Annotated in this window: 29 protein-coding genes; 15 read left to right on the forward strand and 14 right to left on the reverse strand. The window is 71.0% G+C overall.

The features are described 5' to 3' along the window. Positions 1-20 precede the first annotated feature (20 nt). The 9 genes from QSV35_RS16025 to QSV35_RS16065 all read left to right on the forward strand — a co-directional run bounded on the left by QSV35_RS16025 (position 21) and on the right by QSV35_RS16065 (position 6,200). Entirely contained in the window at positions 21-701 is a 681-nt protein-coding gene (locus tag QSV35_RS16025) for an AzlC family ABC transporter permease (RefSeq protein WP_286289901.1), read from the forward strand. After that, positions 698-1,012, forward strand: coding sequence for an AzlD domain-containing protein (locus QSV35_RS16030; RefSeq protein WP_286289803.1), 315 nt, complete (start codon positions 698-700; stop codon positions 1,010-1,012). Before QSV35_RS16025 ends, QSV35_RS16030 begins: the two co-directional genes overlap by 4 nt. Positions 1,013-1,021: 9 nt before the next feature. Further along, positions 1,022-1,420, forward strand: a complete 399-nt coding sequence (locus QSV35_RS16035) for a histidinol dehydrogenase (protein WP_286289804.1) — start codon at positions 1,022-1,024, stop codon at positions 1,418-1,420. Between the two features lie 10 nt (positions 1,421-1,430). Then, positions 1,431-1,751: a ferredoxin gene (gene fdxA / locus QSV35_RS16040; RefSeq protein WP_286289805.1), complete on the forward strand. Its 321-nt coding sequence runs from the start codon at positions 1,431-1,433 to the stop codon at positions 1,749-1,751. Between the two features lie 6 nt (positions 1,752-1,757). After that, a complete protein-coding gene (gene dapC / locus QSV35_RS16045; RefSeq protein ID WP_286289806.1) occupies positions 1,758-2,855 on the forward strand; it encodes a succinyldiaminopimelate transaminase in 1,098 nt (365 codons plus the stop codon). 188 nt (positions 2,856-3,043) lie between these two features. Next, positions 3,044-4,342 (forward strand): citrate synthase, encoded by a 1,299-nt coding sequence (locus QSV35_RS16050; protein ID WP_286289807.1) that lies wholly within the window; start codon positions 3,044-3,046, stop codon positions 4,340-4,342. 5 nt (positions 4,343-4,347) lie between these two features. Then, complete coding sequence (locus tag QSV35_RS16055) at positions 4,348-4,953, forward strand: flavin reductase family protein (protein ID WP_286289808.1); 606 nt, start codon at positions 4,348-4,350, stop codon at positions 4,951-4,953. A 90-nt stretch (positions 4,954-5,043) separates the two neighbouring features. After that, positions 5,044-5,805 (forward strand): dimethylargininase, encoded by a 762-nt coding sequence (ddaH, locus tag QSV35_RS16060; protein ID WP_286289809.1) that lies wholly within the window; start codon positions 5,044-5,046, stop codon positions 5,803-5,805. Between the two features lie 38 nt (positions 5,806-5,843). Further along, complete coding sequence (locus tag QSV35_RS16065) at positions 5,844-6,200, forward strand: SHOCT domain-containing protein (RefSeq protein ID WP_286289810.1); 357 nt, start codon at positions 5,844-5,846, stop codon at positions 6,198-6,200. Between the two features lie 161 nt (positions 6,201-6,361). Here the strand turns inward: QSV35_RS16065 and QSV35_RS16070 are convergent, their stop codons facing one another. Then, entirely contained in the window at positions 6,362-7,795 is a 1,434-nt protein-coding gene (locus QSV35_RS16070) for an MFS transporter (protein WP_286289811.1), read from the reverse strand. 159 nt (positions 7,796-7,954) lie between these two features. Between QSV35_RS16070 and QSV35_RS16075 the strand changes: the two genes are divergently transcribed. Then, positions 7,955-8,524 (forward strand): TetR/AcrR family transcriptional regulator, encoded by a 570-nt coding sequence (locus QSV35_RS16075; RefSeq protein ID WP_286289812.1) that lies wholly within the window; start codon positions 7,955-7,957, stop codon positions 8,522-8,524. A gap of 9 nt (positions 8,525-8,533) precedes the next feature. Here QSV35_RS16075 and ppk2 read toward each other — a convergent pair whose 3' ends face one another. From ppk2 to QSV35_RS16115, 8 genes are read right to left on the reverse strand one after another with little or no spacing between them, the layout of a single operon-like run. Continuing rightward, the gene (gene ppk2, locus QSV35_RS16080; protein ID WP_286289902.1) at positions 8,534-9,331 is read right to left on the reverse strand and encodes a polyphosphate kinase 2; all 798 of its coding nucleotides are present in this window, start codon (positions 9,329-9,331) and stop codon (positions 8,534-8,536) included. A gap of 8 nt (positions 9,332-9,339) precedes the next feature. Further along, positions 9,340-10,797 carry a phytoene desaturase family protein gene (locus QSV35_RS16085; protein ID WP_286289813.1) on the reverse strand — a complete coding sequence of 486 codons (1,458 nt, stop codon included), beginning with the start codon at positions 10,795-10,797 and terminating at the stop codon, positions 9,340-9,342. After that, positions 10,794-11,933: a hypothetical protein gene (locus tag QSV35_RS16090; RefSeq protein WP_286289814.1), complete on the reverse strand. Its 1,140-nt coding sequence runs from the start codon at positions 11,931-11,933 to the stop codon at positions 10,794-10,796. The genes QSV35_RS16085 and QSV35_RS16090 overlap by 4 nt, the downstream gene beginning before the upstream one ends. Beyond that, positions 11,930-13,171, reverse strand: coding sequence for a hypothetical protein (locus QSV35_RS16095; protein ID WP_286289815.1), 1,242 nt, complete (start codon positions 13,169-13,171; stop codon positions 11,930-11,932). Before QSV35_RS16095 ends, QSV35_RS16090 begins: the two co-directional genes overlap by 4 nt. Then, positions 13,171-13,851: a DUF1990 family protein gene (locus QSV35_RS16100; protein ID WP_286289816.1), complete on the reverse strand. Its 681-nt coding sequence runs from the start codon at positions 13,849-13,851 to the stop codon at positions 13,171-13,173. Before QSV35_RS16100 ends, QSV35_RS16095 begins: the two co-directional genes overlap by 1 nt. Before the next feature lie 21 nt (positions 13,852-13,872). After that, positions 13,873-14,229 (reverse strand): STAS domain-containing protein, encoded by a 357-nt coding sequence (locus QSV35_RS16105; RefSeq protein WP_286289817.1) that lies wholly within the window; start codon positions 14,227-14,229, stop codon positions 13,873-13,875. Continuing rightward, positions 14,226-14,567, reverse strand: a complete 342-nt coding sequence (locus QSV35_RS16110) for an STAS domain-containing protein (RefSeq protein WP_286289818.1) — start codon at positions 14,565-14,567, stop codon at positions 14,226-14,228. The genes QSV35_RS16105 and QSV35_RS16110 overlap by 4 nt, the downstream gene beginning before the upstream one ends. Continuing rightward, the gene (locus QSV35_RS16115) at positions 14,564-16,279 is read right to left on the reverse strand and encodes an ATP-binding SpoIIE family protein phosphatase (RefSeq protein ID WP_286289819.1); all 1,716 of its coding nucleotides are present in this window, start codon (positions 16,277-16,279) and stop codon (positions 14,564-14,566) included. Before QSV35_RS16115 ends, QSV35_RS16110 begins: the two co-directional genes overlap by 4 nt. 93 nt (positions 16,280-16,372) lie before the next feature. Here QSV35_RS16115 and QSV35_RS16120 point away from each other — a divergent pair, with 93 nt between their 5' ends. Beyond that, the gene (locus QSV35_RS16120; protein WP_286289820.1) at positions 16,373-17,890 is read left to right on the forward strand and encodes an AfsR/SARP family transcriptional regulator; all 1,518 of its coding nucleotides are present in this window, start codon (positions 16,373-16,375) and stop codon (positions 17,888-17,890) included. 6 nt (positions 17,891-17,896) lie between these two features. Here QSV35_RS16120 and dapD read toward each other — a convergent pair whose 3' ends face one another. After that, positions 17,897-18,853 carry a 2,3,4,5-tetrahydropyridine-2,6-dicarboxylate N-succinyltransferase gene (gene dapD / locus QSV35_RS16125; protein ID WP_286289821.1) on the reverse strand — a complete coding sequence of 319 codons (957 nt, stop codon included), beginning with the start codon at positions 18,851-18,853 and terminating at the stop codon, positions 17,897-17,899. 74 nt (positions 18,854-18,927) lie between these two features. Between dapD and dapE the strand changes: the two genes are divergently transcribed. The 3 genes from dapE (at position 18,928) to QSV35_RS16140 (ending at position 21,476) form a co-directional block, all read left to right on the forward strand. Further along, entirely contained in the window at positions 18,928-20,004 is a 1,077-nt protein-coding gene (gene dapE / locus QSV35_RS16130; protein WP_286289822.1) for a succinyl-diaminopimelate desuccinylase, read from the forward strand. Beyond that, positions 19,986-21,212, forward strand: a complete 1,227-nt coding sequence (locus tag QSV35_RS16135) for a hypothetical protein (RefSeq protein WP_286289823.1) — start codon at positions 19,986-19,988, stop codon at positions 21,210-21,212. The genes dapE and QSV35_RS16135 overlap by 19 nt, the downstream gene beginning before the upstream one ends. Positions 21,213-21,302: 90 nt before the next feature. After that, a complete protein-coding gene (locus QSV35_RS16140) occupies positions 21,303-21,476 on the forward strand; it encodes a DUF3117 domain-containing protein (protein ID WP_286289824.1) in 174 nt (57 codons plus the stop codon). Between the two features lie 93 nt (positions 21,477-21,569). Here the strand turns inward: QSV35_RS16140 and QSV35_RS16145 are convergent, their stop codons facing one another. Next, complete coding sequence (locus QSV35_RS16145) at positions 21,570-22,223, reverse strand: O-methyltransferase (RefSeq protein WP_286289825.1); 654 nt, start codon at positions 22,221-22,223, stop codon at positions 21,570-21,572. Positions 22,224-22,298: 75 nt separating this feature from the next. On the opposite strand from QSV35_RS16145, the gene QSV35_RS16150 reads away from it, so the two are divergent. Next, positions 22,299-22,661, forward strand: coding sequence for a twin-arginine translocase TatA/TatE family subunit (locus QSV35_RS16150; RefSeq protein WP_286289826.1), 363 nt, complete (start codon positions 22,299-22,301; stop codon positions 22,659-22,661). A gap of 18 nt (positions 22,662-22,679) precedes the next feature. On the opposite strand, the gene QSV35_RS16155 is transcribed toward QSV35_RS16150, so the two are convergent. From QSV35_RS16155 to QSV35_RS16165, 3 genes are read right to left on the reverse strand one after another with little or no spacing between them, the layout of a single operon-like run. Further along, positions 22,680-23,822 carry an Mrp/NBP35 family ATP-binding protein gene (locus tag QSV35_RS16155; protein ID WP_286289827.1) on the reverse strand — a complete coding sequence of 381 codons (1,143 nt, stop codon included), beginning with the start codon at positions 23,820-23,822 and terminating at the stop codon, positions 22,680-22,682. Next, complete coding sequence (locus tag QSV35_RS16160; protein WP_286289828.1) at positions 23,819-24,361, reverse strand: DUF1003 domain-containing protein; 543 nt, start codon at positions 24,359-24,361, stop codon at positions 23,819-23,821. The genes QSV35_RS16155 and QSV35_RS16160 overlap by 4 nt, the downstream gene beginning before the upstream one ends. Further along, positions 24,361-25,638, reverse strand: a complete 1,278-nt coding sequence (locus tag QSV35_RS16165; RefSeq protein ID WP_286289829.1) for a magnesium transporter MgtE N-terminal domain-containing protein — start codon at positions 25,636-25,638, stop codon at positions 24,361-24,363. Before QSV35_RS16165 ends, QSV35_RS16160 begins: the two co-directional genes overlap by 1 nt. Between the last annotated feature and the right edge of the window lie 46 nt (positions 25,639-25,684).

The raw sequence follows: 25,684 nt of genomic DNA on the forward strand, positions 1-25,684 counted from the left end.
GGCGCGCGGCACGATCCGGTCTGGGCGTCGCGCTCGCCACGAGCGCATACGGCGTGTCGTTCGGCGCGCTGGCCACCGCATCCGGACTCGATGTCTGGCAGACGTGCGTCCTCAGCCTGCTGATGTTCACGGGCGGGTCGCAGTTCGCCTTCATCGGGGTGTTCGGGGCCGGGGGCCTGGCGGCGCTCCCGACTGCGATCGCGTCGGCGGCGATGCTCGGTGTGCGCAACGCCGCGTACGGCATGCGGATGGCGCCGGTGGTCGGCACCACGTTCTGGCGACGCGTCGGCGCCGTGCACTTCACGATCGACGAGTCGACCGCGATCGCGCTCGCGCAGTCGAGCGGCCATGCGCGTCGTGTCGGCTTCTGGGTCACCGGCATCGCGATCTACGTCGGCTGGAACCTCACCACGCTCGTCGGGGCGCTCCTCGGCGACGTCGTGGGGGATCCGAAGGCGTACGGACTGGATGCGGCGGCCGCCGCGGCGTTCCTCGCGCTCTTGTGGCCGCGCCTGAGACGACGCCAGCCGATCGCGGTCGGCGTGGCCGCAGCCGTCGTGGCGACGGTCCTGACGCCGTTCCTGATGCCCGGGATCCCGGTGCTGATCGCCGCGCTCGTGGCGATCGCGGTGGGCTGGTTCGGCCCGGCGGCACCCACGGCGGAGCCGGACGACGTCCCGGAGCGGGAGGGCCTGCCGTGACCCTGTGGAACGCCGTGCTGATCGCATCCATCGTCTGCGTCGCACTGAAGACCGCGGGTTACCTGTTGCCGGCCCGCATCCTGGAGCTGCCGCGCCCCTCGCGCATCGCGGACCTCCTCACGGTCGCACTCCTCGCGGCCCTCGTCATGGTCCAGACCCTGGGTGCGGGGCAGGCGATCGTGGTGGATGCGCGTGTCCCGGCCGTGCTGGTCGCAGCCGGGCTCCTCATGCTGCGCGCGCCGTTCCTCGTCGTCGTCGCGGCCGCGGCCGTGGTCGCGGCTCTCCTCCGGCTCTGGGGATGGGCGGCCTAGACTCGTCCGGTGGGTTTCTCCTGGAGTCGCGTGTTCACCTGGATCATCGCGCTCGTCGCGGGCGCCGTCTTCGGCGTGGCGGGCACGATCGCGCATGCGTACGTCATCGGGCCCGTTCCGATCGGCCTGATCCTGGCGATCATCGGCGCGGGGGCGCTGCTCGCCGCCGTGCGGCTCCTCACCGGCGACCGGTGGGCGACGCTCGCGTGCGGACTCGGGCTCGTCATCGCGACCTTCGTGTTCTCGGGCCCCGGCCCCGGCGGCTCCGTCATCGTGCCGAGCGGGAAGCTCGACATGCTCGGCCCCATCAACCTCGGGACGGTGTGGACGATCGCGGTGCCGGTCATGGCGGTGATCGCGCTCGTCTGGCCGGACCGCTCCCGTAACCGGACCTCCGCGGGCAACTAGACTTGCGAGCGTGACGTATGTGATCGCTCTTCCGTGCGTCGATGTCAAGGATCGCGCCTGCATCGACGAGTGCCCTGTGGACTGCATCTACGAGGGCGAGCGCTCGCTCTACATCCACCCCGACGAGTGCGTCGACTGCGGCGCGTGCGAGCCCGTGTGCCCCGTCGAGGCGATCTACTACGAAGACGACCTGCCCGACGAGTGGCAGGACTACTACAAGGCCAACGTCGAGTTCTTCGACGACATCGGCTCGCCGGGGGGTGCCGCCAAGGTCGGCGTCATCCACAAGGATCACCCGATCGTCGCGGCCCTGCCGCCGCAGGCTCCGTAACCCGCGATGGGCGTCGCCGATCTCGCCGACTACCCGTGGGACGCCGTCGCGCCGTATGCCGCGCGTGCCCGCAGCCACCCGGACGGCATCGTCGACCTGTCCATCGGGTCGCCGGTCGATCCGACGCCGTCGGTCGTCGTCGAGGCGCTGAAGGCGGCCACGGACGCACACGCCTACCCGCAGACCGTCGGCACCCCGGACCTCCGGGACGCGATCACGGAGTGGTTCGCGCGCCGGCGCGGGGTCGCGGGCCTCACGCGCGACCAGGTGCTGCCGACGATCGGCTCCAAGGAGCTCGTCGCCCTCCTGCCGCTGCTGCTCGACCTCGGCCCGGGGGACGTCGTCGTGCACCCGCGCGCGGCGTACCCGACGTATGAGGTCGGCGCGCGACTCGTCGGCGCGACGCCGTTCGCGTCGGACGATCCGGCCGAGTGGCCCGCGGCCACGCGACTCGTGTGGCTCAATTCGCCGGGCAACCCCGACGGGCGCGTGCTGGATGTCGACACCCTGCGCGCCGCGGTCGAGCGCGCTCGCGAACTCGGCGCCGTGGTCGCGGGCGACGAGTGCTACGCGGAACTCGGCTGGGACGTCGCGTCCATCCCCTCCGTGCTGGATCCGAGCGTCACCGGGGGAGACGCCGACGGCGTCCTGGCGGTGTATTCGCTCAGCAAGCAGTCGAACCTCGCGGGCTACCGTGCCGCGCTGGTCGCGGGCGACCGCAGCCTCGTCGGGCGGCTGCTGACCGCGCGCAAGCACCTCGGGCTCATGCTCCCCGCACCGGTGCAGGCGGCGATGGCCGCCGCGCTCCGCGACGACGTGCACGTCGCCGAACAGCGCGAGCGCTACCGCCGGCGCCGGGAGATCCTGAAGCCCGCCGTCGAGGCTGCGGGCTTCCGCCTCGACCACAGCGAGGCAGGGCTCTATCTGTGGGCCACCGAGGGTCGGGACGCCTGGGAGAGCATGGACCGGCTCGCCGATCTCGGCATCCTCGCCGGCCCCGGCCACTTCTACGGCACCCACTTCCCACAGCACATCCGACTGTCGCTCACGGCGACCGACGAGCGGGTGGATGCGGCGGCCAGACGCCTGCGCGCGGCATCCTGACGCCGTTCTCGTAGAGGACCTCCATTCGGAGGTGGCATCCTTTGGTGTCGTCCAACATGGTCGGTCGGGCGCATTAGGCTGTACAAGATGCCGGCCACCCGCCGCATCGCCTCGCCCGGCATCGCGCCCGGGCGCGTCCCCCTCAAGACGGTCAGGAACCTGCCGACCAGGACTCGCAAGGAGGCGCCGTGACTGATGCGGCCACCCAGCCGGAGAAGGCGATTCTCACGATCGGCGACACGACCGCCGAGCTGCCGATCCTGCACGGAACCGACGGGCACCCGAGCATCGACCTCTCGACGCTGACCCGCCAGACCGGCCACACCGCTCTCGACTACGGCTTCGTGAACACCGCGGCGACCCGCTCGGCCATCACGTTCATCGACGGCGACCAGGGCATCCTTCGCTATCGCGGCTATCCGATCGAGCAGATCGCGAAGAACAGCACGTACCTCGAGGTCGCCTGGCTGCTCATCTACGGCGAGCTGCCGACGGCGGACGAACTGGCGGACTTCGATGAGCGCATCCGCCACCACACGCTTCTCCACGAGGACCTGAAGCGCTTCTTCTCGGCGCTGCCGCACACCGCGCACCCGATGTCGGTGCTGTCGTCGGCTGTCTCGGCGCTGTCGACCTACTACGAGAACGAGTCCGACCCGCACAACCCCGAGCACGTCGAGCTCAACACGGTGCGGATGCTCGCGAAGCTCCCCGTCATCGCCGCCTACGCGCACAAGAAGAGTGTCGGCCAGGCGTTCCTCTACCCGGACAACTCGCTGAGTTTCGTCGACAACTTCCTGAAGCTCAACTTCGGCGTGATGTCCGAGCCGTACGAGGTCAACCCCGTGATGTCGCGGGCGCTCGAGCGGCTCCTCATCCTGCACGAAGACCACGAGCAGAACGCGTCGACCTCCACGGTGCGGCTCGTCGGCTCGACCGGTGCGAACCAGTTCTCCTCCATCTCCGCCGGCATCAATGCGCTCTACGGGCCGCTGCACGGCGGCGCCAACGAGGCCGTCCTCGACATGCTCGGCCGCATCCGCGACTCGGGGGAGAGCGTGCAGCGCTTCGTCGAGCGGGTGAAGAACAAGGAGGACGGCGTCAAGCTCATGGGCTTCGGCCACCGGGTCTACAAGAACTACGACCCGCGCGCGAAGCTCGTGAAGGAGTCGGCCGACGAGGTCCTCGCCGAGCTCGGCATCAGTGACCCGCTCCTCGACCTCGCGAAGGAGCTCGAGGAGATCGCGCTGAACGACGACTACTTCCGCGAGCGTCGCCTGTACCCGAACGTCGACTTCTACACCGGCGTCATCTACAAGGCGATGGGGTTCCCGACGCGGATGTTCACGGTGCTGTTCGCCATCGGACGCCTGCCCGGCTGGCTGGCCCAGTGGCGCGAGGCGGTCAGCGACCCGGCGACGAAGATCGGCCGCCCGCAGCAGCTGTACACGGGGGCCACGCGCCGCGACTACCCCGGCACCGTCTGACCCGGATGCACTCCTACGAGCCGGGCGCTGGGCACAGGCTCGCCCACGATCCGCTGAATGCGATCGTCGCGCCGCGACCGATCGGGTGGATCTCGACGCTGTCGTCCGACGGCGTGCGGAATCTGGCGCCGTTCAGCTTCTTCAACCTGTTCTCGTATCGCCCGCCGATCGTCGGCTTCACGACGACGAGGTGGAAGGACAGCGTCGCGAACGTCCAGGCGACCGGGGAGTTCGTGTGGAATCTCGCCACCCGGCCGCAGGGCGAGGCGATGAACGCCACCTCGGCAGAGGTCGCAGCCGAGATCGACGAGTTCGAGCTCGCGGGGCTCGCCGGCGTGCCGTCGACCCTCGTCGCCCCGCCGCGCGTGGCGGGCGCTCCTGTCGCCTTCGAATGCCGGCTCACGCAGCTGATCAACCTGCGCGACGCGCGCGGCGAGGCGACAGAGGGATGGGTCGCACTGGGCGAGGTCGTCATGGTGCACATCACGGAGGAGCTCGTCGCGAACGGCGTCTACGACACGGTCGCCGCCCGCCCGATCGTGCGCGGCGGGGGACCGGTGGACTACTTCGAGATCCGTGAGGACGCGCGGTTCGGGATGCGGCGCCCCTGAGTCCGTTCAGGCGATCCCGTTCGCCCGGTCTGAATCGTCGTCATCCATCGCGACGGATTCGGCCGGTTGACGGGGTGGGAGGATGGACGCATGCCACGCCTCCTCGTACGCCGTCCGTCGCCGCGCCTCGCCGAAGGCGAGCTGACCCACATCGAACGCGTCCCGGTGGATGCGGATCTCGCACTGCAGCAGTGGGAGCAGTACGTCGATGTGTACCGCTCGCGCGGCTGGGAGGTCATCGACATCGCCCCCGCCGACGAGCACGCGGACGGTGTGTTCGTCGAGGACGCCGTGGTCATGTTCGGCGACGTCGCGGTGGTCACCAGGCCGGGCGCGGATTCGCGCCGCGGGGAGATCGAGACGGCCCGTGCGACGCTCGAGGGCGCCGGCATCCCGTATCTGCAGATCGCCGAACCGGGCACGCTCGACGGCGGCGACGTGCTGAAGGTCGGCCGCACGGTGTACGTCGGCCGCACGCTCCGCACGAACGACGCGGGCATAGCGCAGCTGGGCGACCTGCTCTCGCCACGCGGATGGAACGTCGTCGCGGTGCCGGTCAGCAAGGTGCTGCACCTGAAGAGCGGCGTCACCGCGCTGCCGGACGGCACCATCATCGGCTACGAGCCGCTCGTCGACGACCCGCGGTTCTACCCGACGTTCGAGGGAGTGCCGGAGGAGCACGGCACCGCCGTCGTCGTCCTCGACGAGCACACCGTACTGATGTCGTCGGACGCGCCGGAGACCGCGGAGCGGTTCCGCGCCCGCGGGCTCGAGGTCGTGACGACTCCGATCTCCGAGTTCGAGAAGCTCGAAGGCTGCGTGACCTGCCTCTCGGTGCGCGTCCGCGACTGATTCTCCGGTGAGCGCGTAGCCGCCGCTAATGTGATGGGATGCATGCGGACGACACCTTCTCCCCGCCGGTCGACCAGGTGAACGATCCGGTCGTGACGACGTTCGGTGGAATGGGATTCCTCATGATCCTGTTCATGCTCCTCTTCGCGGCGATGGTCGTCTTCGTCGTCGTGGTCGCGATCCGGAAATGGGCGGTGCTCCGCGGTGCGGGCATCGACCCGCTCACCGTCGACGCGCAGATCGCCGCCAAGCTGGTGAACAGCGACGTCCTGAAGGGGGCGCCGGCGCCGACGAGCGTGGAGGAGCGGCTGGCGCGCCTCGACGACCTCGAGCGTCGCGGCGTCATCACGGCGGACGAGCGCGCGACGGCGCGCGCCGACATCCTCCGCGGCTGACGCTCTCTCCTCGGGCGCACGCGCGAACCCCCGGTCTCGCATGAGGCCGGGGGTTCGCATCGAAACAGGTCGCCTTGCGGCTGGTGTCACCGGCATCCCCGCTCTCGGGAGACCAGGGATCGGCGGCTCGCGGGATGCGCGCGAGATCGGGGGAGCCGGAGTCAGGCTGCGTCGGCGAGCTCCGGTTCGGGCTGCTCGATCTCGAGCGCGGCCACCGCATCCTTCCGTCGCGGCGGGCGGACGGCCAGCACGATGACGGCCGCCACCACGGCTCCCGCGGCGAGCGTGAGCCACGCGACCGTGTAGCCGTCGAGTGCCGGAGCCCCGCCGGCGCGGACGGAGCCGAACACGACGGCCGTCGTGAACGCCGACCCGATCGCGGAGCCGATCGTGCGGAGGTTCGCGTTGACCCCCGTCGCGATGCCGGTGCGGTCCGCCGGCACGCTCTCGACGATGATGCTGGCCGTCGAGGCGTAGGCGAGTCCGATGCCGAGGCCGAACACGCCTCCGGAGAGGGCGAGGGCGAGGATGCTCGCGTGCTCGACGATCGCGAGCACGATTCCCCCGGCCATGAACAGGGCGCCGAGGGCCATCATGATCCGCAGCGGGATGATGCGGGCGATCGCGCCGGTGGCGAACCCGACGCCGGACATCCCGATGAGGAGCGGCAGGAGCGCGAAGCCGGCCCCCTGCACGCCGAGGCCGAGGCCCCAGCCGGACGCCGCGGGCGTCTCGAGGAACTGCGGCAGGTAGCCCCAGAACCCGAAGGCGGCGGCGCCGATGAGCAGAGCGGCGGCGTTGACCGGCCAGATCGCGCGTCCGGCGACCAGACGCAGGTCTACGAGCGGCTCGGACGAGCGCAGCTCGGCGATGATCCACGCCGTGAACAGCAGTGCTGCGATCGCGAAGAGGCCGAGCGTCAGCGGGGAGGTCCAGCCCCAGCGCGTGCCGGAGCTGAGCGGAACCAGGAGGGCGATGAGCCAGCCGGAGAGCAGCGTCGCCGACAGGGCGTTGACGTGTCCCTGCGCGCGTGCTCCGGTGCGGGGGACGAGCATCAGGACAAGGAGGATGCCGGCGAGCGCCGTGACGAACGGGACGGCGAAGATGCCGCGCCACCCGAGGAGCTCCGCGAGGGGTCCGGCCAGGACGCTCCCCGCGGCGCCGCCGATGCCGATGATCGCGCTCGTGGCGCCGATCGCACCCGTGAGCCGCTCGCGCGGCATGACGTCGCGCAGCAGACCGAAGGCGAGGGGGAACAGCGCTCCGCCGACGCCCTGCAGGACGCGCCCGAGGATCAGGACGGTGAGGTTCGGGGCGAAGGAGGCGACGATGTCGCCGATCATCACGACGGCCAGCACTGCGAGGAACGTGTTGCGCCTCCCGCGCAGGTCGCCGATGCGACCGAGGAGGGGAGTGGCGACCGCTGCGGCGATGAGCCACGACGTGTTGGTCCAGGACGCGGCGTCCGCCGTCACGCCGTAGTCGGAGCTGATGAGCGGGATGACCGGGATGACGAGGTTCTGCAGGAGGGCGAGGGAGGCGACGCTCAGCGCGATCGCGAGGAACGCCGCACGGGTGGATGTGGAAGCGGGCATGAAGGGCCTTTCCAGAGGATGCGGATTCGGTGGAGGAGGGGTAAAGTGAGAGCAGGTCTCCGAACGGAGGTTGCCTCCGGATTGACAGTACCGGAGGGGGCCTCCGTTTAGCAAGTGGCTCCACCGATTTTTTCTTCCCGATTCCGAGAGGTCGTCCGAATGCCGGTCGCAGAGCGTGTCTCCGCCCTCGATGAGCGGCGACCGAAGCGCGCCGACGCCGCGCGCAACTTCGACGCCTTGGTCGTGGCGGGCCGTGCCGCGTTCGCGGAGGACGGTTCGACGGCATCACTTGAAGACATCGCCCGCCGCGCGGGTGTCGGCATCGGAACGCTGTACCGCAATTTCCCGACCCGCGACGACCTGATCGAGACGCTCTACCTCGGCGAGGTCGACGCGCTCGCCGATGCCGCGCTGGAGGTCGCAGACCTCGAGCCGTGGGAAGCGCTGCGCGCCTGGCTCGATCGCTTCGTCACGTACGTGGGCACGAAGCACGCGCTCCTGGATGGCCTCAACCGTCAGTCCTCGGTGCTCGGCGAGTGCCGCGCCATCATGCTGTCGGCCGGCGAACCCCTTCTCATCCGCGCACAGGAGGCCGGCGAGGTCGATCCCGACATCACGATCGGCGACGTGGTCAAGCTCGTCTCCGGTGTGGCTGCCGTGGCATCCTTCGACGACGAGGCGCAGCGCGAGCGCGTGCTCAACCTCGCCATCAACGCCATCCGGCGCTGACCCGCGGGATCACGCCCGGCGCTGCTCCTCGAGCGCGGCCGCGTAGTCGGGGACGATCGTCGAGAGCTCGCGCGGCGGACGCTCGTACCCACCCGGCTCGGGACGCGGAGGGATGCCGATCGGCTCCCGGTCGACGAGCGTGTACGGGATCCGCGAGAGCAGATGGTGGATCATGTTGATGCGCCCGCGCCGCTTGTCCTCGTTGTCGACCTCGAACCAGGGCGCCTCGGGGATGTCGGTGTGCACGAACATCGTGTCCTTCGCGCGGGAGTAGTCCTCCCACTTCGTGATGGACAGGACGTCGTTGGGGCTGAGCTTCCACCGTCGCATCGGGTCGTCATTGCGCGACCGGAACCGCAGCTCCTGCTCGACGTCGGACACGCTGAACCAGTACTTCAGGAGCAGGATGCCGTCCTCCACGAGCATCCGCTCGAAGATCGGCGCCTGGTGGAGGAAGCGATGGTACTGCGCGTTGGTGCAGTAGCCCATGACGTGCTCGACGCCCGCGCGGTTGTACCAGGAGCGGTCCATCAGGACGATCTCGCCCGCCGCGGGCAGGTGCGCCACGTAGCGCTGGAAGTACCACTGCGACCTCTCGCGCTCCGTCGGGGTCGGGAGGGCGACGATGCGGGTGACGCGGGGGTTGAGGTACTGGGCGACGCGGTTGATCGTGGACCCCTTGCCTGCGGCGTCCCGCCCTTCGAAGATGACCATGACGCGCGCGCCGGTGGCCTGGACCCACGCCTGCATGTCGACGAGCCGAGCCTGCAGCGCCTTGAGTTCGTCCTCGTACAGCCGCTTCGGCATCCGTCCGCTCATGCGAGCGACTGTACCCGACGCGTGTGCGCCGGCGACCCCGCGCGCCGCACGGCGTCGTGAGCTGCGTTCCATCCCGCCATGCCGTGCGCTCCGCCGCCGGGGAGCGTCGATGCACTCGCGAGCCAGACCCCGGGAATCGGGGTGCGCCACGGCGCGAGCGCGGCACGGGGGCGCGCGAACAGTTGACGCCAGTCGTTCGCACCCCCGCCGATGTCGCCGCCGACGAGGTTCGCGTCCCACGCCTCGAGGGCTGCGGGCGAGAAGGCATGCCGGGCGAGGATGCGGTCGCGGAACCCGGGCGCGAAGGACTCGATGCGCCGCTCGATCAAGCCGGTCGCGTCGCCGTCCCATCCGTTCGGGACGTGGATGTACGCCCACGCGGTGTGCTTGCCGGCGGGGGCCCGGGTGGCGTCCGCGACCGTCGGCTGCACGAGCAGGACGTACGGCTCGCCGCTCACGGCACCGCGGTGCGCCGCCGCCTCGCTCGCGATGACGGTCTCCGCGCTGCCTCCGAGGTGCACCGTGCCCGCGCCGGACAGCGCCTCGTCCGCCCACGGGATCGCGGCATCCAGCGCCCAGTCGACTTTGAAGACGCCGGGACCCGTGCGCCACCGCTCGAGCCTCCTGCGGTAGCCCGGGGGCAGCCGGTCGCCCGCGAGGCGGGCGAACTGCCGGGCGTCGACGTCGAGGATCGTCACCCCGGCGGCCGGCAGCTCGTCGAGGGACCGGATGCGGCGTCCCGTGATGATCTCGCCGCCGAGCGTGGTGAACCGCTCGACGAGCGCCTCTGCGACGCGTTCCGAGCCGCCGACCGCGACCGGCCAGCCGACGCCGTGCGCGAGCGATCCGAGCACGATCCCGAAGGCGGCGCTGCCGAGCGCCGTCAGCGGGAGCCCCGCGTGCACGGCGAGTCCGGCGAACAGTGCTCGGGCCGGGTCGTCGCGGAAGACCCGCCTGATCGGGAAGGTGGCGGGGAAAGCCCCGTGCAGACCCAAGTCGATGAGGGTCGCGGGGTGCTCGGGCGGGATCCGCGTGAGGTCGAGGGAGGCGGACGCCACCCCCTCCCATTTCCGTGCGAACCCGCCGAGCACCGCGTTCCACCGGGGGCCGTCGACGCCGAGTCCCTCGGCGGTCCGGGCGGGATCGCGGTCGAGGAGGACGGACCGGCCGGGGGCGAGCGCGTGTCCGAGCGGCAGGGCGGGGTGGGCGAAGGCGAGTCCATCGCGTTCGAGCTGGAGCGCACGGAAGGCTGGGGATGCGAGGGCGAGAGCGTGCACCGTCGCCCCGACGTCGTGCCGGAACCCGGGGAGGGTGAGCTCCTCAGTGCGCAGCGCGCCACCCGGGCGCGATGCCGCCTCGAAGAGGATCGTCCGCAGGCCCGCTTCGGCGAGGACGATCGCGGCGACGAGACCGTTGGGCCCCGCACCCACCACGACCGCGTCGGCATCCGTCATGATCGCCGCCACACCCCGATCGACATCGGGCGCAGCGCCTCGTCGACCGCAGCTGCGAGTTCGGGAACCGTCGTCTCCGGGTCGATCCCCGCCTGCAGCTTCGCGCCGAACGCCTCGACGACGCGTTCCGCGTCATAGCGCGCGCGGTCGAACCGGCGGTCGATCCACCGCTGGACCCAGCGAAGGAGAGGCAGGAAGACGGCGGCCGCGACGACCGTGGCGAGCGCGACCGGGATGGGGTTGTCGACGGGCACGAGGGTGCCGATGCCCACGACGATCGCGGTGTACAGGGCGACGAGGGTGACCAGCACGATCGCGTAGGTGACCGTCCGCGAGATGACGCGTCCGATCGAGTAGAGGCCGTGCCGGGTGATCGCGATCCCGATGGTCAGCGCAGGCAGATTGAGGGCGAGGGTGGGGATCGCACGGCCGATGGGGCTCGTCATGATCGCCGGGACCGGGATGGCGAGCAGGAGGGCGCCCAAGATGGTGACGACCATCCCGCTGACGCCGAAGACGAACCAGCGGTACTGCAGACGCTCGGTCGCATCCGCGCGGCGCCAGCGGAGGATCAGATCGAGCAGGGCCATGACGAAGACGGCGATGAACGCCGGATACTGGATCGTCGAGACCCACACGTGCGCGATGTCGCCGAACGCGGGGATCCCGAGCGGGTTCGCCCGCCCCGTGGCGTTCGGGCTCTGCAACGTCGAGGGGTCGAAGAGTGCGAAGAACGTGTTCACGGTCACATCGACGATGTAGATCCACATCGTCGCGAACCCGAGTCGCGTCTGGATCCGCCCGCTCGGGAAGACGAGCGCGATCCCCGGGACGAGCAGCCAGAACGAGCTCGAGACGGCCCACGACGTGAGCTCGATCCACACGGGCAGACCCTGCATCAGCGCGGGCACGAGGCTCGGCGCCATGAGGGCCGCGTACACGGACATTCCGATGAGGTACCAGCCGACGCCGTTGCGCGGCCGCTCGCTGAGGATGACGGCGCCGACGACCGGCCAGGCGCCGAAGCCGAACAGCATCGTCCACTCGCCGTACGACCCGACCCACACGCCGACGGCGAGACATCCCGCGACGACGGCCCAGAGGCCGACCCGCCACCACACCTGCCGCACGGTCACGACGGCGTCCTCGTCCACACGGCGAGCGCCGTCGGCTGCAGCGAGTCGTCCACCGCTCTCGCGAGGTCGGCGGCGGCCGTGTGGGGATCGGCGCCGTTGCGCACGCGCTCGCCGAAGCCGTCCGCGACCTTCTGCGCGTCGTAGGCCGCACGGTTGAAGCGGCGGTCGACGCGCCGGCGCACCGCACGCAGGAGGGGCAGGAAGGCGGCCGCCGCGGCGAGCGTCGCGACGGCGACAGCGACGGACGGGAGCCGGGGGATGACGGCGGTGAGGCCGACGATGATCGCGACGTAGCCCGCGACGATCACCGCCGTGACGATCGCGTACGACGCGGTGCGTGAGATCACCCGGTCGATCGCGTAGAGGTCGTAGCGGAGCACGGCGAAGAGGATCGACAGCGGGATGAGCGCGTAGACGAGCGTGCCGAACGCGCTCATCGCCTGCGACAGCAGGCCCAGCGCGCCGGGGGCCGTGTCGCCGCCGAACAGCAGCGTCGTCCAGCTGAGGACCAGCGCGCTCATCGCGGTGGTCATCGCCCAGAAGATCCAGCGCAGCTGGGTCCGTTCCACATCGGACCCCGAGCGGTAGCGCACGAAGAGCGAGGCGATGCACAGCGCGGCGGGCACGGCGAGCCCGAGCACGAGCGCGGCGGCCGCGGCCGGCCCCTCGAGCGCTCCCCATTCGATGTGGATCGGATTCGGGACCCCGGGAGCGAGTGTGGCGGCCTGCGTGTCGATGATGAGCGCGCCCGCGACCGGCCCGATCGCGGCGTACCAGGCGAGCCACGTCCAGCGGAGCGACGGCGGGCGGCCGTCCGGGAACCGCAGGGGGATCTGCGTGAGGAGGAGCCCGATCGGCAGCATCCAGTTTCCGCTCGTCGAGCTCGAGTCGGGTCCGCCGCCGATCACGAACAACCAGCTGGCAAGGGCGGGATTCGTGCCCTGCACGGCCATGCCCGCGAGGTTCGCGAGCACGAACACCGAGAACAGGCCCGGGATGGCGAGCAGGAGCCAGCCGAGCGCGAGGTGCGGTCGGCGCCGCGCGATCGACCAGCCGGTGAAGAGCGTCACCAAGACGAACGGGAGGATGCTGGCCGAGGCGGCGAGCCGCTCCCAGAACCCGCCGCTTCCTGCGGCCCGCGCGAAATCAAGGGGGAGGGTCAGGAGGATCGCGAGCGCGAGCACGTCGACGAGCCACGCCCGCCTGCGCGTCGTGACATCCTCCCGCCCGGTGCTCATCAGGACGCCGCGTGCTTCCGATGGGTCACGCGGTGGCGGAAGGTCGCGAAGAAGACGTTCCCGCGGACGTTGCGCCAGTTCTTCCAGATCATGCGTCGGTCGACGCACACCGAGTGCTCGGTGACGGGGGCGCCCGTCACGCCGTACGACGCGGCGAGGTTCTCGAGGGTCCGTCGCCACATGCTCCCCTCCGCGGTGCGGCCGACCGGCCACACGAGCTGGATGAGGGGATCGTGCGGGCGCACGAGCATCCGGATCTCTGCGACGGTGCCCGATGCGGCGTCTTCCCGCGCCGAGAACGTGATCATGCCGGAGAGCATGTGGCCCTCGGGAGTGAGGTAGCTGAAGGACGTCTCGTCGGCGTAGATGACGAGGATGCCGGTCGTGGCGCCCGATGCCGTCAGCGGGGTCACGTCGCCCGCCCGGATGGCGGCGTCACCGCTGTAGAAGGTGTTCCCTTTCGGCCAGAATTCGCCGAAATGCGCCCTCCAGTCGGCGATCAGCCGCTCGGCGCCGACAGCGGTCCCGAGCGCGATCGTGAACCTGCGGTCCCACAGCGAGCCGAAGCCCTGCTGGGGGCCGGCGACCCTCTTGCCCTCGAGGTTGAAGGCGTGGTCGCGCTGGGCCTCGTCGACGTGCAGCCGGTCGACCGGCTGCGCCCAGTTGGCGCTGTCGCTCATGTCCCTGTCCTTCCGTCCGGCTCAGCCGGCGGTTCCGGCGAGCGCTTGGTCCGTCGAGTCGAAGAGGAGGATGGCCTCGTCGAGGCGGGTGAGCTGGAAGATCTGGCGGTAGTGCTCGGTGAGGCCGACGGCGGCGATCCGCTGCTGGCGTCGCTGTCCGCGCACGAGCAGGGTGACCAGCATCCCGATCCCGCCGGAGTTCATGTAGTCCATCCCGTGGAAGTCGAGCACGATCGTCTTGGCTCCGTCGTCCGTCGCCTGTTCGTGCGCGGCCATGAGGTCCTGCTCGCACGCGGCCGTGACATCGCCGCTGATGGCAATGGCTGCGGCGCCGCTGCCCAGGGCGACGACATCCATCGTCGCGATCCGCTCGTTCATCGTGCGGCCTCCTGTCCGGTGTCGGCCGTCTGGACGATCTCGATGAAGTCGCTCAGCCGGGTGATCTGGAAGATGTGCTGATAGTGGGCGGTGAGGCCGAGCGCGCGCGTCGGCAGCCGTTGCGCCCGTGCGCGGGCGAGGAGGCTCACGATCAGGGCGATGCCGGTCGAGTTGATGTACTCGACGTCGGTGAAGTCGAGCTCGACGGTCTCCGGGGCGGAGTCGAGCGCCGCGGTGTAGGCCTGCTCGAGGATCGTCCCCGCATCTCGGTCGATGAGGCCGGAGAGCCGGATGATCGCGAGGCTGCCGCGCGTGTCGACGCTGTAGGCGAGGCTCATCGGGGTGTCCTTTCGGTGTCGCCGGTCGCGCCTGCGGCCGGGTCGTCGGGGCGCATCGTGAGCCGCACGACGTGGCGCTCGCCGTCGCGGAAGTCCTCGACGCGGTCGACGAGGTGCTCGACGAGGAACAGGCCCCACCCGCGGGGGGTCTGACGGCCGGACAGCTTCTCGTCGAGGTCCGGCTCGACCGGCTCGTGCGCCGGGCCGCGGCCGAAGTCTGCGATCTCGACCGTGACGGATTCGATTCCGCACCGCACCGACACCTCCACGGGGAGGGACGAGATCGCGTGGTTGCCGTGCTCGATGGCGTTCATCGCGGTCTCGCTGACGGCGGTCTTGAGAGCATCGACCCTGATCTCCGGCAGCGCGTCGCCGACGATCCGGGTGACGCGGTCCATCACTTCGCGCTCGTTGCCGATGTCGCTCGCGACGGCGAAGGTCACGGCATCCTGGTACTCGCTGCGCCTGCCGCGATGCAGAGTGACGATCGTGATGTCGTCCTCCTGCAGGGCGGTGCCCTGGAACGCCGCGAGACCCGCGATGCTGCGGTCCACGAGGTCGTCACCGCCGGTGGCGGCCGCGACGAGCGCCTCGGTGCGCTCGAAGCCGAACATGTCGCCGTTCGCATCGTGCTGCTCGGTGATGCCGTCGCTGTAGAGCATGACGATGTCGTCCGGCTCGAGGACGGTCTCGATCTCGTCGTACTCGGAATCGGGCATGAGCCCGAGCGGCATCCCGCGCGCGTCGAGCGTGAGGACGGCGTCGCCGCGGCGGACGAAAGGCAGATTGTGCCCGGCGTTCGCGAACCGCGTGCGGCCGGTCTCCAGATCGATGACGAGCGCCAGGCACGTCACGAACATGTTGAGGGGGATCTGCGGGATGAGCAGGTTGTTGACGCGGCGCAGGACCTCTCCCGGGCTCGCCGCCGCCGCGGAGCGCAGGAGCGCATGCGTGCTCGCCATGACGAGCGCCGCGGGCACGCCCTTGTCGGTGACGTCGCCCGCGACGACCATCACTAGCCCGTCGCCGAGTTCGATGACGTCGTAGAAGTCCCCGCCGACAGTGCGGGCGGGACGGTAGAACGCCGCGACGTGCCAGCCGCCGAGCTCCGGGAGCTCCGCCGGGAGGAACTGCTGCTGGATGAGCTGAGCGATGTGCAGCTCCTGGTCGAAGCGCTCGCGCTCGCGGGCTTCGGCCTCCTGCGCCTTCATGAGCTGCCCAAGGCGGATGGCGGGCGCCGCCGTCCCCGCGAGCTGGTCCAGAAGTCGCCGATCGGCGCGCGAGTACGATCGCTCGGACCGGCGCGCGCCGAGAGCGATGAGCCCCACCAGCTCGCCGCCCGACACCATCGGCACGACGAGTCGGACGCCCTGGTCGCGCATGCGCTGGACAGCGGGGGAGAACTGAGGGAGCGCGGCGATCTCGGAGGTGCCGGGGGCCGATTGAAGGAAGTCGATGAGCGGATCGCCCTCGTCGATGTGGACCTCGATCGTGGCGACCCCGGAAGCGGGCTCGACCCGCCGTGCGGTGTGTGCGGACGATCGTGCCGCCGGTCGTGCGGCGCGACGCTCGAAGTGCGCGGCACGACCGGCGGCCGGCATGGCCGCGTCGCCGGACGCAGAGGCCTCCGTCGCCGCTCGGATGGTGAGCGGCGGCGCGCCCGGCGGCACATCCCCAGGTGCCGGGGGTACGGAGTCCAGCGTGTCGGTCATGTCACGATGATGGACCCGGCACCGTTCCGAAAGCGTTACGGAGTGGATGCGGATCGGTGGATTCGGAACGCTCCACCGCGTACCGTGGCGTCCATGGCCGAGGCGCAGATCCTGCTGTTCGGCCCGCCGCGCGTGCGGCGGGGCGATGCGGAGGTGCGGTTCGACACGCGGAAGGCGGTGGCGCTGCTCGCGGTCCTCGCGGTGACGGGGCAGCCGCACGGGCGTGATGCACTGACCGAGCTGCTCTGGCCGGACCTGCCGCGCGCCAACGCACGGTCGACGCTGCGTCGCACGCTCTCGGTCGCTGCGGCGATCGGGCCGGCGCTCGTCGTCGACGGCGATGCGATCGCGGTGGATCCCGGCGCGTGCTTCTGCGACGTCGCGGAGTTCCGTCGGCTCGTCGGGGAGGGCACGCTTGCGGCTGCCACCGACGCGGTCGCGCTCGTCACCGGACGCTTCCTCGAGGGGCTCGTGCTCCGGGACAGTCCGGAGTTCGACGACTGGAGGTTCGGGGTCGAGAGGATGCTGCAGGACGAACTGTCCGTGACCCTCCGCCGGCTCTCCTCGCACGCCGTGCGCAGCGGCGACTTCGACGCGGCGCTGTCGTTCGCCCGCCGACGCACCGAGATCGACGCCCTGTCGGAGCCCGCACACGCCGACCTCATGCTGGTGACCGCGTGGGCGGGGGATCGGTCAGGGGCGCTGCGCGTGTACCGCGATCTCGTCCGTCGTCTCGATCACGCGCTCGGGGTGAGCCCCGTCCCGTCGACGCAGGCGCTGTACCACGCGATCCGGACGGGCGCCACGCCGCCGCCTCCCTCACCGGCGTCCCGTCCGCGCGTGCAGGGCGCCCAACCGGAGGTGGTCCGGCAGCTCGTCGCCGCGGCCGCCGTGATCGGCGCACCCGCCGATGCCGAGCTCCTCCGCATCGTCTCGGGACGCGACGAAGCCGAGATCGCGGCGGCTCTCGAGGACGGCGTGCTGCAGGGCTCCGGGGAGCCGCGCGCGTATGCCGTCGCCGATCCGCTCGTCGCCGCGCAGGCGCTGTCGGCACTGTCTCTCGCACGTCGCCGGCTGCTGCACGGCCGGGTGGCGGAGGCGCTCGCGCGCCGGGCGGGAACGGTCGGCGAAGCGTCGGCCGAGGCCGTCGGCGAGCACTTCGCGGACGCCGGGCGGGATGCGGAGGCCGCGGAGTGGTTCGCGCTGGCCGCGGCCGCCGCGTCGGAGCGCGGCGACGACAGCGCTGCTCTCGACGCATGGCGATCCGCGCAGGCGGTGGGGCTTGACACTGTCGCCGTGCATCTGGCGGTCGCGACGGGTCTTCTCCGCCTGCGCCGGTACGCGGAGGCGCTCGTCGCGCTGGGACGCGCGGGAGAGCGCGCCGGCGACGATGCCGCTGCCCTCGCGGCGGCGCGGCAGGAGCTCGCGGCGGCGGAGCGGTCCGCCGATCACCCGCGCATCGTCGTGTGCAGCTCCCACCTCTCCGATCTGCTCTACGCCGCGGGCGACGAGGATGCGGCGCGTGCCGCGCAGCGCCGATGGGCGGAGGCGCTCGCCGAGCTGGAGCGAGACGATGCGGAGCCGTCGCCGTGGACGCTCAGCGAGTGGTGAGACGCGTCAGGCGTGCAGCGCCTCGTTGAGCGTCACGCCGACGCCCGACCGCCGCACCGCTTCGATGGCGCCGGTCAGGGAGTTGCGGCGGAACAGGATGCCGTCCACGCCCGAGAGCTGCGCGCCCTTCGCGGTGGGGCGGCCGCCGTCGGCGCGCGGCGCCTCGTCGGCCAGCACGATCTTCGAGCCGGCGGTGACGTAGAGGCCCGCCTCGACGACGCAGTCGTCGCCGAGGGAGATGCCGACGCCCGCGTTCGCGCCGAGGAGGGTGCGTGCGCCGATGGAGACGCGGTGCGAGCCGCCGCCGGAGAGGGTCCCCATGATGGACGCGCCCCCGCCGATGTCGCTGCCGTCGCCGACGACGACGCCCTGGGAGATGCGGCCCTCCACCATGGAGGCGCCGAGCGTCCCGGCGTTGAAGTTCACGAAGCCCTCGTGCATCACCGTCGTGCCGGGGGAGAGGTAGGCGCCGAGGCGGACGCGGGATGCGTCGGCGATCCGAACGCCCGGCGGCACGACGTAGTCGAGCAGGCGCGGGAACTTGTCGAGGCCCTGGATCTGGATGCCCTCGCGCGCGAGCTCCGGGCGCAGACGCGTCGCGTCGTCCGGGTGCATGGGTCCGGCGTTGGTCCAGGCGACGTTCGGCAGGTGCGCGAAGACGCCGTCGAGGTTCACCTCGTTGGGGAGGACGAGCCGGTGCGAGAGCGCGTGCAGACGCAGATAGGCGTCCGGGGTCGACTGGGGGGCCGCATCCAGATCGATCTCGATCGCGATGACGTCCACGCGCACCGCGCGGCGCTCGTCGGCCACCGCGAGCCGGTCCAGGCTCTCGGGAGCGATGGCGGGGTCGAGCCCCAGGGGAAGACGTCCGGTCGTCGGCTCCGGGTACCACGTGTCGAGCACGGTGCCGCCGTCCGTGGTCGTCGAAAGTCCCCAGCCCCACACCCAACGCTCGTCGCTCATCCCTCCAGGGTACCGAGCGACCGCAGGGCGCCCGATCCGCCGGCGTCACACAGGCGCGCGGATAGACTCGGAGGATGCCGCGCCTGGACCTGTCCGCATCCTCCGTCGAGCTCACCAGGGCGATCTGCGACATCGCGTCCGTATCCGGCGAAGAGCAGACGCTCGCGGACGCGATCTTCGACGCGGTGAGCAGCCTGGAGCACCTCGAGGTCTTCCGCTCCGGGGACACGATCGTCGCACGCACGAACCTCGGTCGCGCGCAGCGCGTGGCGATCGCCGGCCACATCGACACCGTTCCGATCAACGGCAACGTGCCGACGCGTGACATCGAGATCGAGGGCGAGGCCTATCTGTGGGGCCGCGGCACCGTCGACATGAAGGCAGGCGTCGCGGTGCAGCTGAAGCTTGCGGCAGAGCTCGCCGAGCCCCGCGTCGACCTCACGTGGATGTGGTACGACCACGAGGAGGTCGAAGCGGACCTCAACGGTCTCGGCCGCCTGTCGCGCGAGCGGGCCGATCTGTTCGCGGCGGACTTCGCGATCCTCGGGGAGCCGTCGAACGGCCAGGTCGAGGGCGGATGCAACGGCACGATGCGCGCCGTCGTGCGAACGCATGGCGTCCGTGCGCACAGCGCCCGCGCCTGGATCGGCGAGAACGCGATCCACCGCGCTGCACCCGTCCTCGCGCGCCTGGCGGAGTACCGGCCGCGGGAGGTCGCCGTCGACGGACTCGCCTACCGCGAGGGCCTGAACGCGGTCGGCATCCGCGGCGGCGTCGCCGGCAACGTCATCCCCGATCTGTGCGAGATCGAGGTCAACTACCGCTTCGCGCCGAGCCGTTCGGTCGATGAGGCCGCCGCGCACCTGCGCGACGTCTTCGCCGGGTTCGAGGTCGAGATCACGGACGCCGCGGCCGGGGCGCGTCCTGGGCTCGATGCGCCCCTCGCGCAGGAGTTCCTCGCGGCGGTCGGCGCCGAGCCGCGCCCGAAGTACGGCTGGACGGATGTCGCACGGTTCTCGTCGCTCGGCGTGCCCGCAGTGAACTACGGCCCCGGCGACCCGCTGCTCGCCCACCACGACGAGGAGCGCGTGCCGCTCGCGCAGATCGACGCCGTCGAGCGAGGGCTGCGCGCATGGCTGACGGCTCCGTGACCACCGCCCGCGTGGAGGTGCGCGGGCTCTGGCACAGGCCGGCGGTGCGCATCGCGATCCTGTACCTCGCCGCGCGCGTCATCACGACGCTCTTCTTCTTCGGCGCCTCGGCGCTGTCGGGGATCGGCTCGCGATTCGGCCTCCATGCCGCGTTCGGGACGCTCGTCATGGGCTGGGACGCCCAGTGGTACTGGTTCACGGCCGAGAACGGCTATCCGTCGACGCTGCCGCTCACCCCCGACGGCAAGGTCCAGGAGAACCAGTGGGCCTTCCTGCCGTTGTATCCGTACCTCTCGAAGATCATCGGCGTCCCGCTCGGCGGCTGGCCGATCGCCGCGGTGCTCGTCTCGCTCGTCGCGGGGTACCTCGCATGCCTCGTGCTCTACCGGATGCTCACCCGGAAGCTCGACACCACCGCGGCGACGTGGGCGGTCGTGTTCTTCGCGTCCGGACCGCTCGCGGCCCTGTTCCAGGTCGGCTACGCGGAGGCGCTGTTCCTCCTGTGGCTCATGCTGGCGCTGTGGCTCGTGATGCGCCGACGATACGGATGGCTCTACCTCCTCGTGCCGCTCATGGGGTTCACCCGGCCCGGCATCCTCGCGTTCGCGCTGTTCCTGGGCCTGTTCGGCATCTGGCGATGGCTCACCCGTGCGCGCGAGCCCCTGCCCGCGCGGGAGATCGTGCACATCGTGGCCCTCGCCGCGCTCTCGACGATCGTCGGCTTCGCGTGGCAGGTGATCGCGCAGATCGCGACCGGGGATCCGGGCGCGTACCTGAAGACCGAGCTCGCGTGGCGGCGGAACTGGATCCCGGACGCGGCGAGCAACTTCCTCCCGTTCGACGGCTTCATCGTCGGGACCCGCTTCTGGGCCGGGATGTGGGGCTGGGGCGCGGTCACGGGCTTCGTCGTCCTCGCCTTGGGCATCATCGCGATCGCGGCGGCGCTGATCTTCGAGCCGCACGTCAAGCGTCTCGGCATGGAGCTGCGCCTGTGGTCGGCGAGCTACCTCGTGTACCTCCTCGCCGTGTTCTTCCCGCAGTCGAGCATCTTCCGGCTCCTGCTTCCGCTGTCGCCCATGTGGGGGGCGGTCGCGGCCCCGAAGTCGACCGCCTGGAGGGTGGCGGTGCTCCTTGCGTGCGTCGCGGGACAGTGGTGGTGGATCTACAACATGTACGCGCTGGCGAACACGTACTGGCAGATTCCCTGACCGGAATATGCTCCTGATATCGGCGCGATTTCAGGCGTGTCGGCGCGCACGATAAACTTGATCCAGACCAGCGACGAAAGGGAGCCACACATGGCAGCCATGAAGCCGAGAACCGGAGACGGGCCGATGGAGGCCGTCAAGGAGGGCCGTCTGATCATCGTGCGTGTGCCGCTCGAGGGCGGCGGACGTCTCGTCGTCTCCGTGAACGACGCCGAGGCCAAGGAACTCCACGACGTGCTCGGCGAGGTCGTCTCCGCCGCCTGAGCAGTCTCCGCAGTACGGGAAGGCCGGTCTTCGGACCGGCCTTCGTCGTCCCCGCCCGCCGCGGTTCCGCTCTCCGGATCCGGCGGACGGGAGTTACGCCGTGGCGATCGTCGTCAGCTGGAGGAGGCCCTCGGCGACGGTCGACAGCGCGCCGACGACGGCGGGGGAGTTCTGGGTCTCGGTGATGAGCGACCGGTACGCCGTGGTGACCGGATCGCGTCGGACCGGGTCGGCGACCGCACCCCCGGCGAGCACGCGGGGGACGAGGACGGTGCCGCCCGGCCGCACGAGCTTCAGCCCGTGCTCGACGTACTCGATGACGCCCTCCGGGTCAGCGTCCACGAGCACGACGTCGTAGGAGGCCTCGTTCATGCGGGGCAGGACGTCGGAGGCGCGACCCGTGATGAACCGCGAGCGGGCGGGCGCGATGCGCGCATCGGCGAAGGCCTGGCGTGCGGCGGCGAGATGCTCGGGCTCTGTGTCGATCGTCGTGAGGATGGCGCGCGGCGCGCCGTGCAGCAGCCACAGCCCCGAGATGCCGGCTCCGGTGCCGATCTCGACGATGTTGAGGGCCGCGGTCGCCGCGGCGATGACGGCGATCTGGGCGCCGACGGGAGGGCTCACCGGAGCCGCGCCCAGCTCCAGCGCGTGGGCGCGTGCGCGTGCGATGTGGTCGGGCTCGACGATCGCCTCGCGCGCGAATCGATCCTTCGCTCCGTCGGCTGCCTGCGCCGCCTGCTCACCCATGTCCGAGACCTCCGCCCGAAAGCCTACGCGGCAGGACGTGCGAGGACGGCCAGGCACGGCGGGTAACCTGAACACATGATCTTTGGGATCACCATCGAGAAGCTCGTCGTGCTCGGGGTGATCGCCGCATTCCTCATCGGCCCGGAACGTCTGCCGAAGTATGCGGCGATGCTCGCGCAGTTCACCGTGCGCGCGCGCGAGTTCATGCGTGGTGCCCGGGAACGCGTCAAGGACGAGATGGGCGAGGACTTCAGCGACGTCGATTGGCGCACCCTCGACCCGCGTCAGTACGACCCGCGCCGGATCATCCGCGAGGCGCTCCTCGACGACGCTCCGGTCGCTCCGGTCGCGGCGGCCGCCGTACCTCCGGCGGAGGCGCCGACGAAGGTCCCCTTCGTCCCCGGCGAGGTGCCCCCGTACGACGCCGAGGCGACCTGAGCCGGGCGAGCGCGATCGTCAGCGCAGCGTGACCGGCAGCGTGCGGCCGGCGAGGCCGCGAGGCCGCACCGCGAGGGCAGCGGCGAGCGCATCGATCGCACGGGCCGCCGGATCGCCGGGATCGGCGACGACGACGGGGATGCCGGCATCCCCACCCGCGCGCAGCGCGGTCGACAGCGGCACCTGCGCGAGGAGCGCAACGGTCTCCGCATCCGTGGACAGGGCCTCGGCGACGCGCTGACCGCCTCCCGAGCCGAACAGGTCGACGACGGTTCCGTCGGGAAGCGTCATCGCGGCCATGTTCTCGACGACCCCCAGGACGTGCTGGCCCGTCTGCCGTGCGACGAGTCCGCTGCGGACCGCGACGTCGGAGGCGGCCGCCTGCGGCGTCGTGACCACGAGGACGTCCGCGTGCGGGAGCAGCTGTCCGACCGAGATCGCGACGTCGCCGGTGCCGGGTGGCATGTCGATGAGGAGCACGTCGAGGTCGCCGAAGTGCACGTCGGTGAGGAACTGCTGGACCGTGCGGTGCAGCATCGGGCCGCGCCACGCGACCGCGGCGCCCTCGTCGCCGTCGCGGAGGAACATCCCGATGGAGATCGTCTTCACGTCGTGCGCGACGGGCGGCAGGATCAGGTCGTCGATGCGGGTCGGTTTGACGGTGCGCCCGTCGTCGTCGACGAGACCCAGGAGCGCGGGGATCGAGAAGCCGTGGACGTCGGCGTCGACGAGCCCGACCGACAGTCCGCGGCCGGCGAGGGCGACGGCGAGGTTCGCCGTGATCGTCGACTTCCCGACGCCGCCCTTCCCGCTCGTGACCGCGATGACGCGCGTGAGGGACTCGGGTCCGAACGGGACGGTGCGCGCGCGGGTGCCCCGGAGGCGCTCGGTGAGTTCACGCCGCTCGTCCGGGGTCATGACGCCGACGGTGAGGTCGACCGCATCCACCCCCGCGACGGAGGCGGCCGCCTCCCGGACGTCGTGCTCGATGCGCTGTGCGGCGGGGCAGCCGACGATCGTGAGCGCGATGCCGACATGCGCCGTGGTCCCGTCCACCGTGATGTCGCGCAGCATCCCGAGCTCGGCCAGCGGGCGGCGCAGCTCGGGGTCGGAGACCGCGCCGACGGCCGTGCGGACAGCGGTCGCGAGCTCGCTGCTCACCCCGCGCCTCCGCGCTCGGCCGCCACCTCGCGTGCGTCGCGGACGTCCAGCTGCTCCAGGAGCGACTTCAGCTCCTGGCGGAGCGTGTCCTTCGTGACGACCTCGCTGGAGACCTCGGTGAGCGCCATCCGCAGGGCGACGATCTCGCGGGCGAGATATTCGGTGTCGGAGAGATTGCGCTCCGCGCGCTGACGGTCCTGCTCGATCTGCACCCGGTCGCGGTCGTCCTGTCGGTTCTGCGCCAGCAGGATGAGGGGCGCAGCGTACGACGCCTGCAGCGACAGGACGAGCGTCAGAGCGGTGAAGCCGTTCGTCGCCGTGTCGAACCGCGCCCATGTCGGCATGAGCGTGTTCCACGCGATCCAGCCGGCGCAGAACACGGTGAGGATGACGACGAACGTCGGCGTGCCCATGGCGCGCGCGATCCACTCGGTGAAGCGCCCGAACGAGTCCCGGGACTGCTGCTGGGGGTTGCGGCTCAGCATCCCCGAGCGCCCGCGGGGCGCGTCGAGGGTCGGCTGCCTGTTCTGACGCGCCATCAGCGTGACCCCGTTCCGGTCGTGGGCGTGGCATCCACCTCTTCCGCGTCCTGCGAACGCCAGTCGTCGGGCAGCAGATAGTCGAGCACGTCGTCGACGCTGACCGCGCCGACGAGGCGGTGCGCGGGGTCTACGACAGGAAGCGACACGAGGTTGTAGCTCGCGAGCATACGGGCCACCTCGGCGGCCGACGCCGTTGCGGGCACCGGGTCCAGCGTGTCGTCGATGATCGCGCCGAGGCGCTCGTGCGGGGGATAGCGCAGCATCCTCTGGAAGTGCACGGTGCCGAGCAGGCGCCCGGTCGGCGTCTCGTACGGCGGGAGCGTGACGAACACGGCGGCGGCGAGCGCGGGATGCAGCTCGTGACGGCGGATGAGGGCCAGCGCCTCGGCGACCGTGGCATCCGCGGACAGGACGATCGGCTCCGGCGTCATGAGACCGCCCGCGGTGTCCGGTCCGTACTTCAGGAGGGCGCGCACGTCCTCCGCCTCCTCGGGCTCCATGAGCTCGAGGAGCTGCTCACGGCTCGCCTCCGACAGCTGACCGAGGACGTCCGCCGCGTCGTCGGGCTCCATCGCGTCGAGGATGTCGGCGGCGCGCTCTTCGCCCAGCTGCTCGAGGATGTGCACCTGCTCGTCCTCGGGCATCTCCTCGAGGGCGTCGGCGAGACGGTCGTCGGGAAGCTCCTCGGCGACCTCGATGAGCCGGTCATCGGGCAGATCGAGCAGCGTGTTCGCGAGGTCCGCGGGCTTCAGCTCGCTGTAGGTCGCGACCAGCTGCTCGGCGGACTGCGCCTCACCGGGATCCTGGTTCTCCCGCACATCCGTCCAGAGGGCGAACGTGGTCGGTCCCTTCGCGAACGGGGATGCGCTCGTCTTGGGCTTGCGCAGGAACAGCTGCCCGACATCCCACTCGCCGGTGCGGCTGCGCTCGATGGCGACGTCTTCGATCACGGCGTGACCGGATCCGTCGCGGAAGAACACCTTGCGGCCGAGAAGCTCGGCCATGACCCGCACCTCGCCGCCGCGCTGCTCGAAGCGTCGTACGTTGATGAGGCCCGTCGTGATGACCTGGCCCGTCGCGATCGAGGTCACGCGTCCGATGGAGACGAAGACGTTCCGCCGGCCGGGGATCTCGACGGCGAGGCCGATGACGCGAGGCGGGTCGGCTTTTCGATACACGACGACGACGTCCCGGACCTTGCCGAGCCGGTCGCCAGCGGGGTCGAAGACCGTGCACCCTGCCAGGCGCGCGACGAACACCCTCTGCGTACTCACTCGACCAGCGTAGTGCGCGCACTACCGCCGTCAGCGTCCCGTGTCG

The organism is Microbacterium candidum, from assembly GCF_030315975.1.
Lineage (GTDB): Bacteria > Actinomycetota > Actinomycetes > Actinomycetales > Microbacteriaceae > Microbacterium > Microbacterium candidum.

What these genes read in the sequence shown, in the direction of transcription:
- QSV35_RS16070 (WP_286289811.1), bottom strand. Translation starts at nt 7,795, where the DNA reads ATGCCCGCTTCCACATCCACCCGTGCGGCGTTCCTCGCGATCGCGCTG.
- QSV35_RS16085 (WP_286289813.1), bottom strand. Translation starts at nt 10,797, where the DNA reads ATGACGGATGCCGACGCGGTCGTGGTGGGTGCGGGGCCCAACGGTCTC.
- QSV35_RS16115 (WP_286289819.1), bottom strand. Translation starts at nt 16,279, where the DNA reads ATGACCGACACGCTGGACTCCGTACCCCCGGCACCTGGGGATGTGCCG.
- QSV35_RS16100 (WP_286289816.1), bottom strand. Translation starts at nt 13,851, where the DNA reads ATGAGCGACAGCGCCAACTGGGCGCAGCCGGTCGACCGGCTGCACGTC.
- QSV35_RS16140 (WP_286289824.1), top strand. Translation starts at nt 21,303, where the DNA reads ATGGCAGCCATGAAGCCGAGAACCGGAGACGGGCCGATGGAGGCCGTC.
- ppk2 (WP_286289902.1), bottom strand. Translation starts at nt 9,331, where the DNA reads ATGCCGAAGCGGCTGTACGAGGACGAACTCAAGGCGCTGCAGGCTCGG.
- QSV35_RS16150 (WP_286289826.1), top strand. Translation starts at nt 22,299, where the DNA reads ATGATCTTTGGGATCACCATCGAGAAGCTCGTCGTGCTCGGGGTGATC.
- QSV35_RS16105 (WP_286289817.1), bottom strand. Translation starts at nt 14,229, where the DNA reads ATGAACGAGCGGATCGCGACGATGGATGTCGTCGCCCTGGGCAGCGGC.
- QSV35_RS16095 (WP_286289815.1), bottom strand. Translation starts at nt 13,171, where the DNA reads ATGAGCACCGGGCGGGAGGATGTCACGACGCGCAGGCGGGCGTGGCTC.
- QSV35_RS16065 (WP_286289810.1), top strand. Translation starts at nt 5,844, where the DNA reads ATGCATGCGGACGACACCTTCTCCCCGCCGGTCGACCAGGTGAACGAT.
- ddaH (WP_286289809.1), top strand. Translation starts at nt 5,044, where the DNA reads ATGCCACGCCTCCTCGTACGCCGTCCGTCGCCGCGCCTCGCCGAAGGC.
- dapD (WP_286289821.1), bottom strand. Translation starts at nt 18,853, where the DNA reads ATGAGCGACGAGCGTTGGGTGTGGGGCTGGGGACTTTCGACGACCACG.
- QSV35_RS16135 (WP_286289823.1), top strand. Translation starts at nt 19,986, where the DNA reads ATGGCTGACGGCTCCGTGACCACCGCCCGCGTGGAGGTGCGCGGGCTC.
- QSV35_RS16160 (WP_286289828.1), bottom strand. Translation starts at nt 24,361, where the DNA reads ATGGCGCGTCAGAACAGGCAGCCGACCCTCGACGCGCCCCGCGGGCGC.
- QSV35_RS16145 (WP_286289825.1), bottom strand. Translation starts at nt 22,223, where the DNA reads ATGGGTGAGCAGGCGGCGCAGGCAGCCGACGGAGCGAAGGATCGATTC.
- dapC (WP_286289806.1), top strand. Translation starts at nt 1,758, where the DNA reads ATGGGCGTCGCCGATCTCGCCGACTACCCGTGGGACGCCGTCGCGCCG.
- QSV35_RS16120 (WP_286289820.1), top strand. Translation starts at nt 16,373, where the DNA reads ATGGCCGAGGCGCAGATCCTGCTGTTCGGCCCGCCGCGCGTGCGGCGG.
- QSV35_RS16110 (WP_286289818.1), bottom strand. Translation starts at nt 14,567, where the DNA reads ATGAGCCTCGCCTACAGCGTCGACACGCGCGGCAGCCTCGCGATCATC.
- QSV35_RS16055 (WP_286289808.1), top strand. Translation starts at nt 4,348, where the DNA reads ATGCACTCCTACGAGCCGGGCGCTGGGCACAGGCTCGCCCACGATCCG.
- dapE (WP_286289822.1), top strand. Translation starts at nt 18,928, where the DNA reads ATGCCGCGCCTGGACCTGTCCGCATCCTCCGTCGAGCTCACCAGGGCG.
- QSV35_RS16075 (WP_286289812.1), top strand. Translation starts at nt 7,955, where the DNA reads ATGCCGGTCGCAGAGCGTGTCTCCGCCCTCGATGAGCGGCGACCGAAG.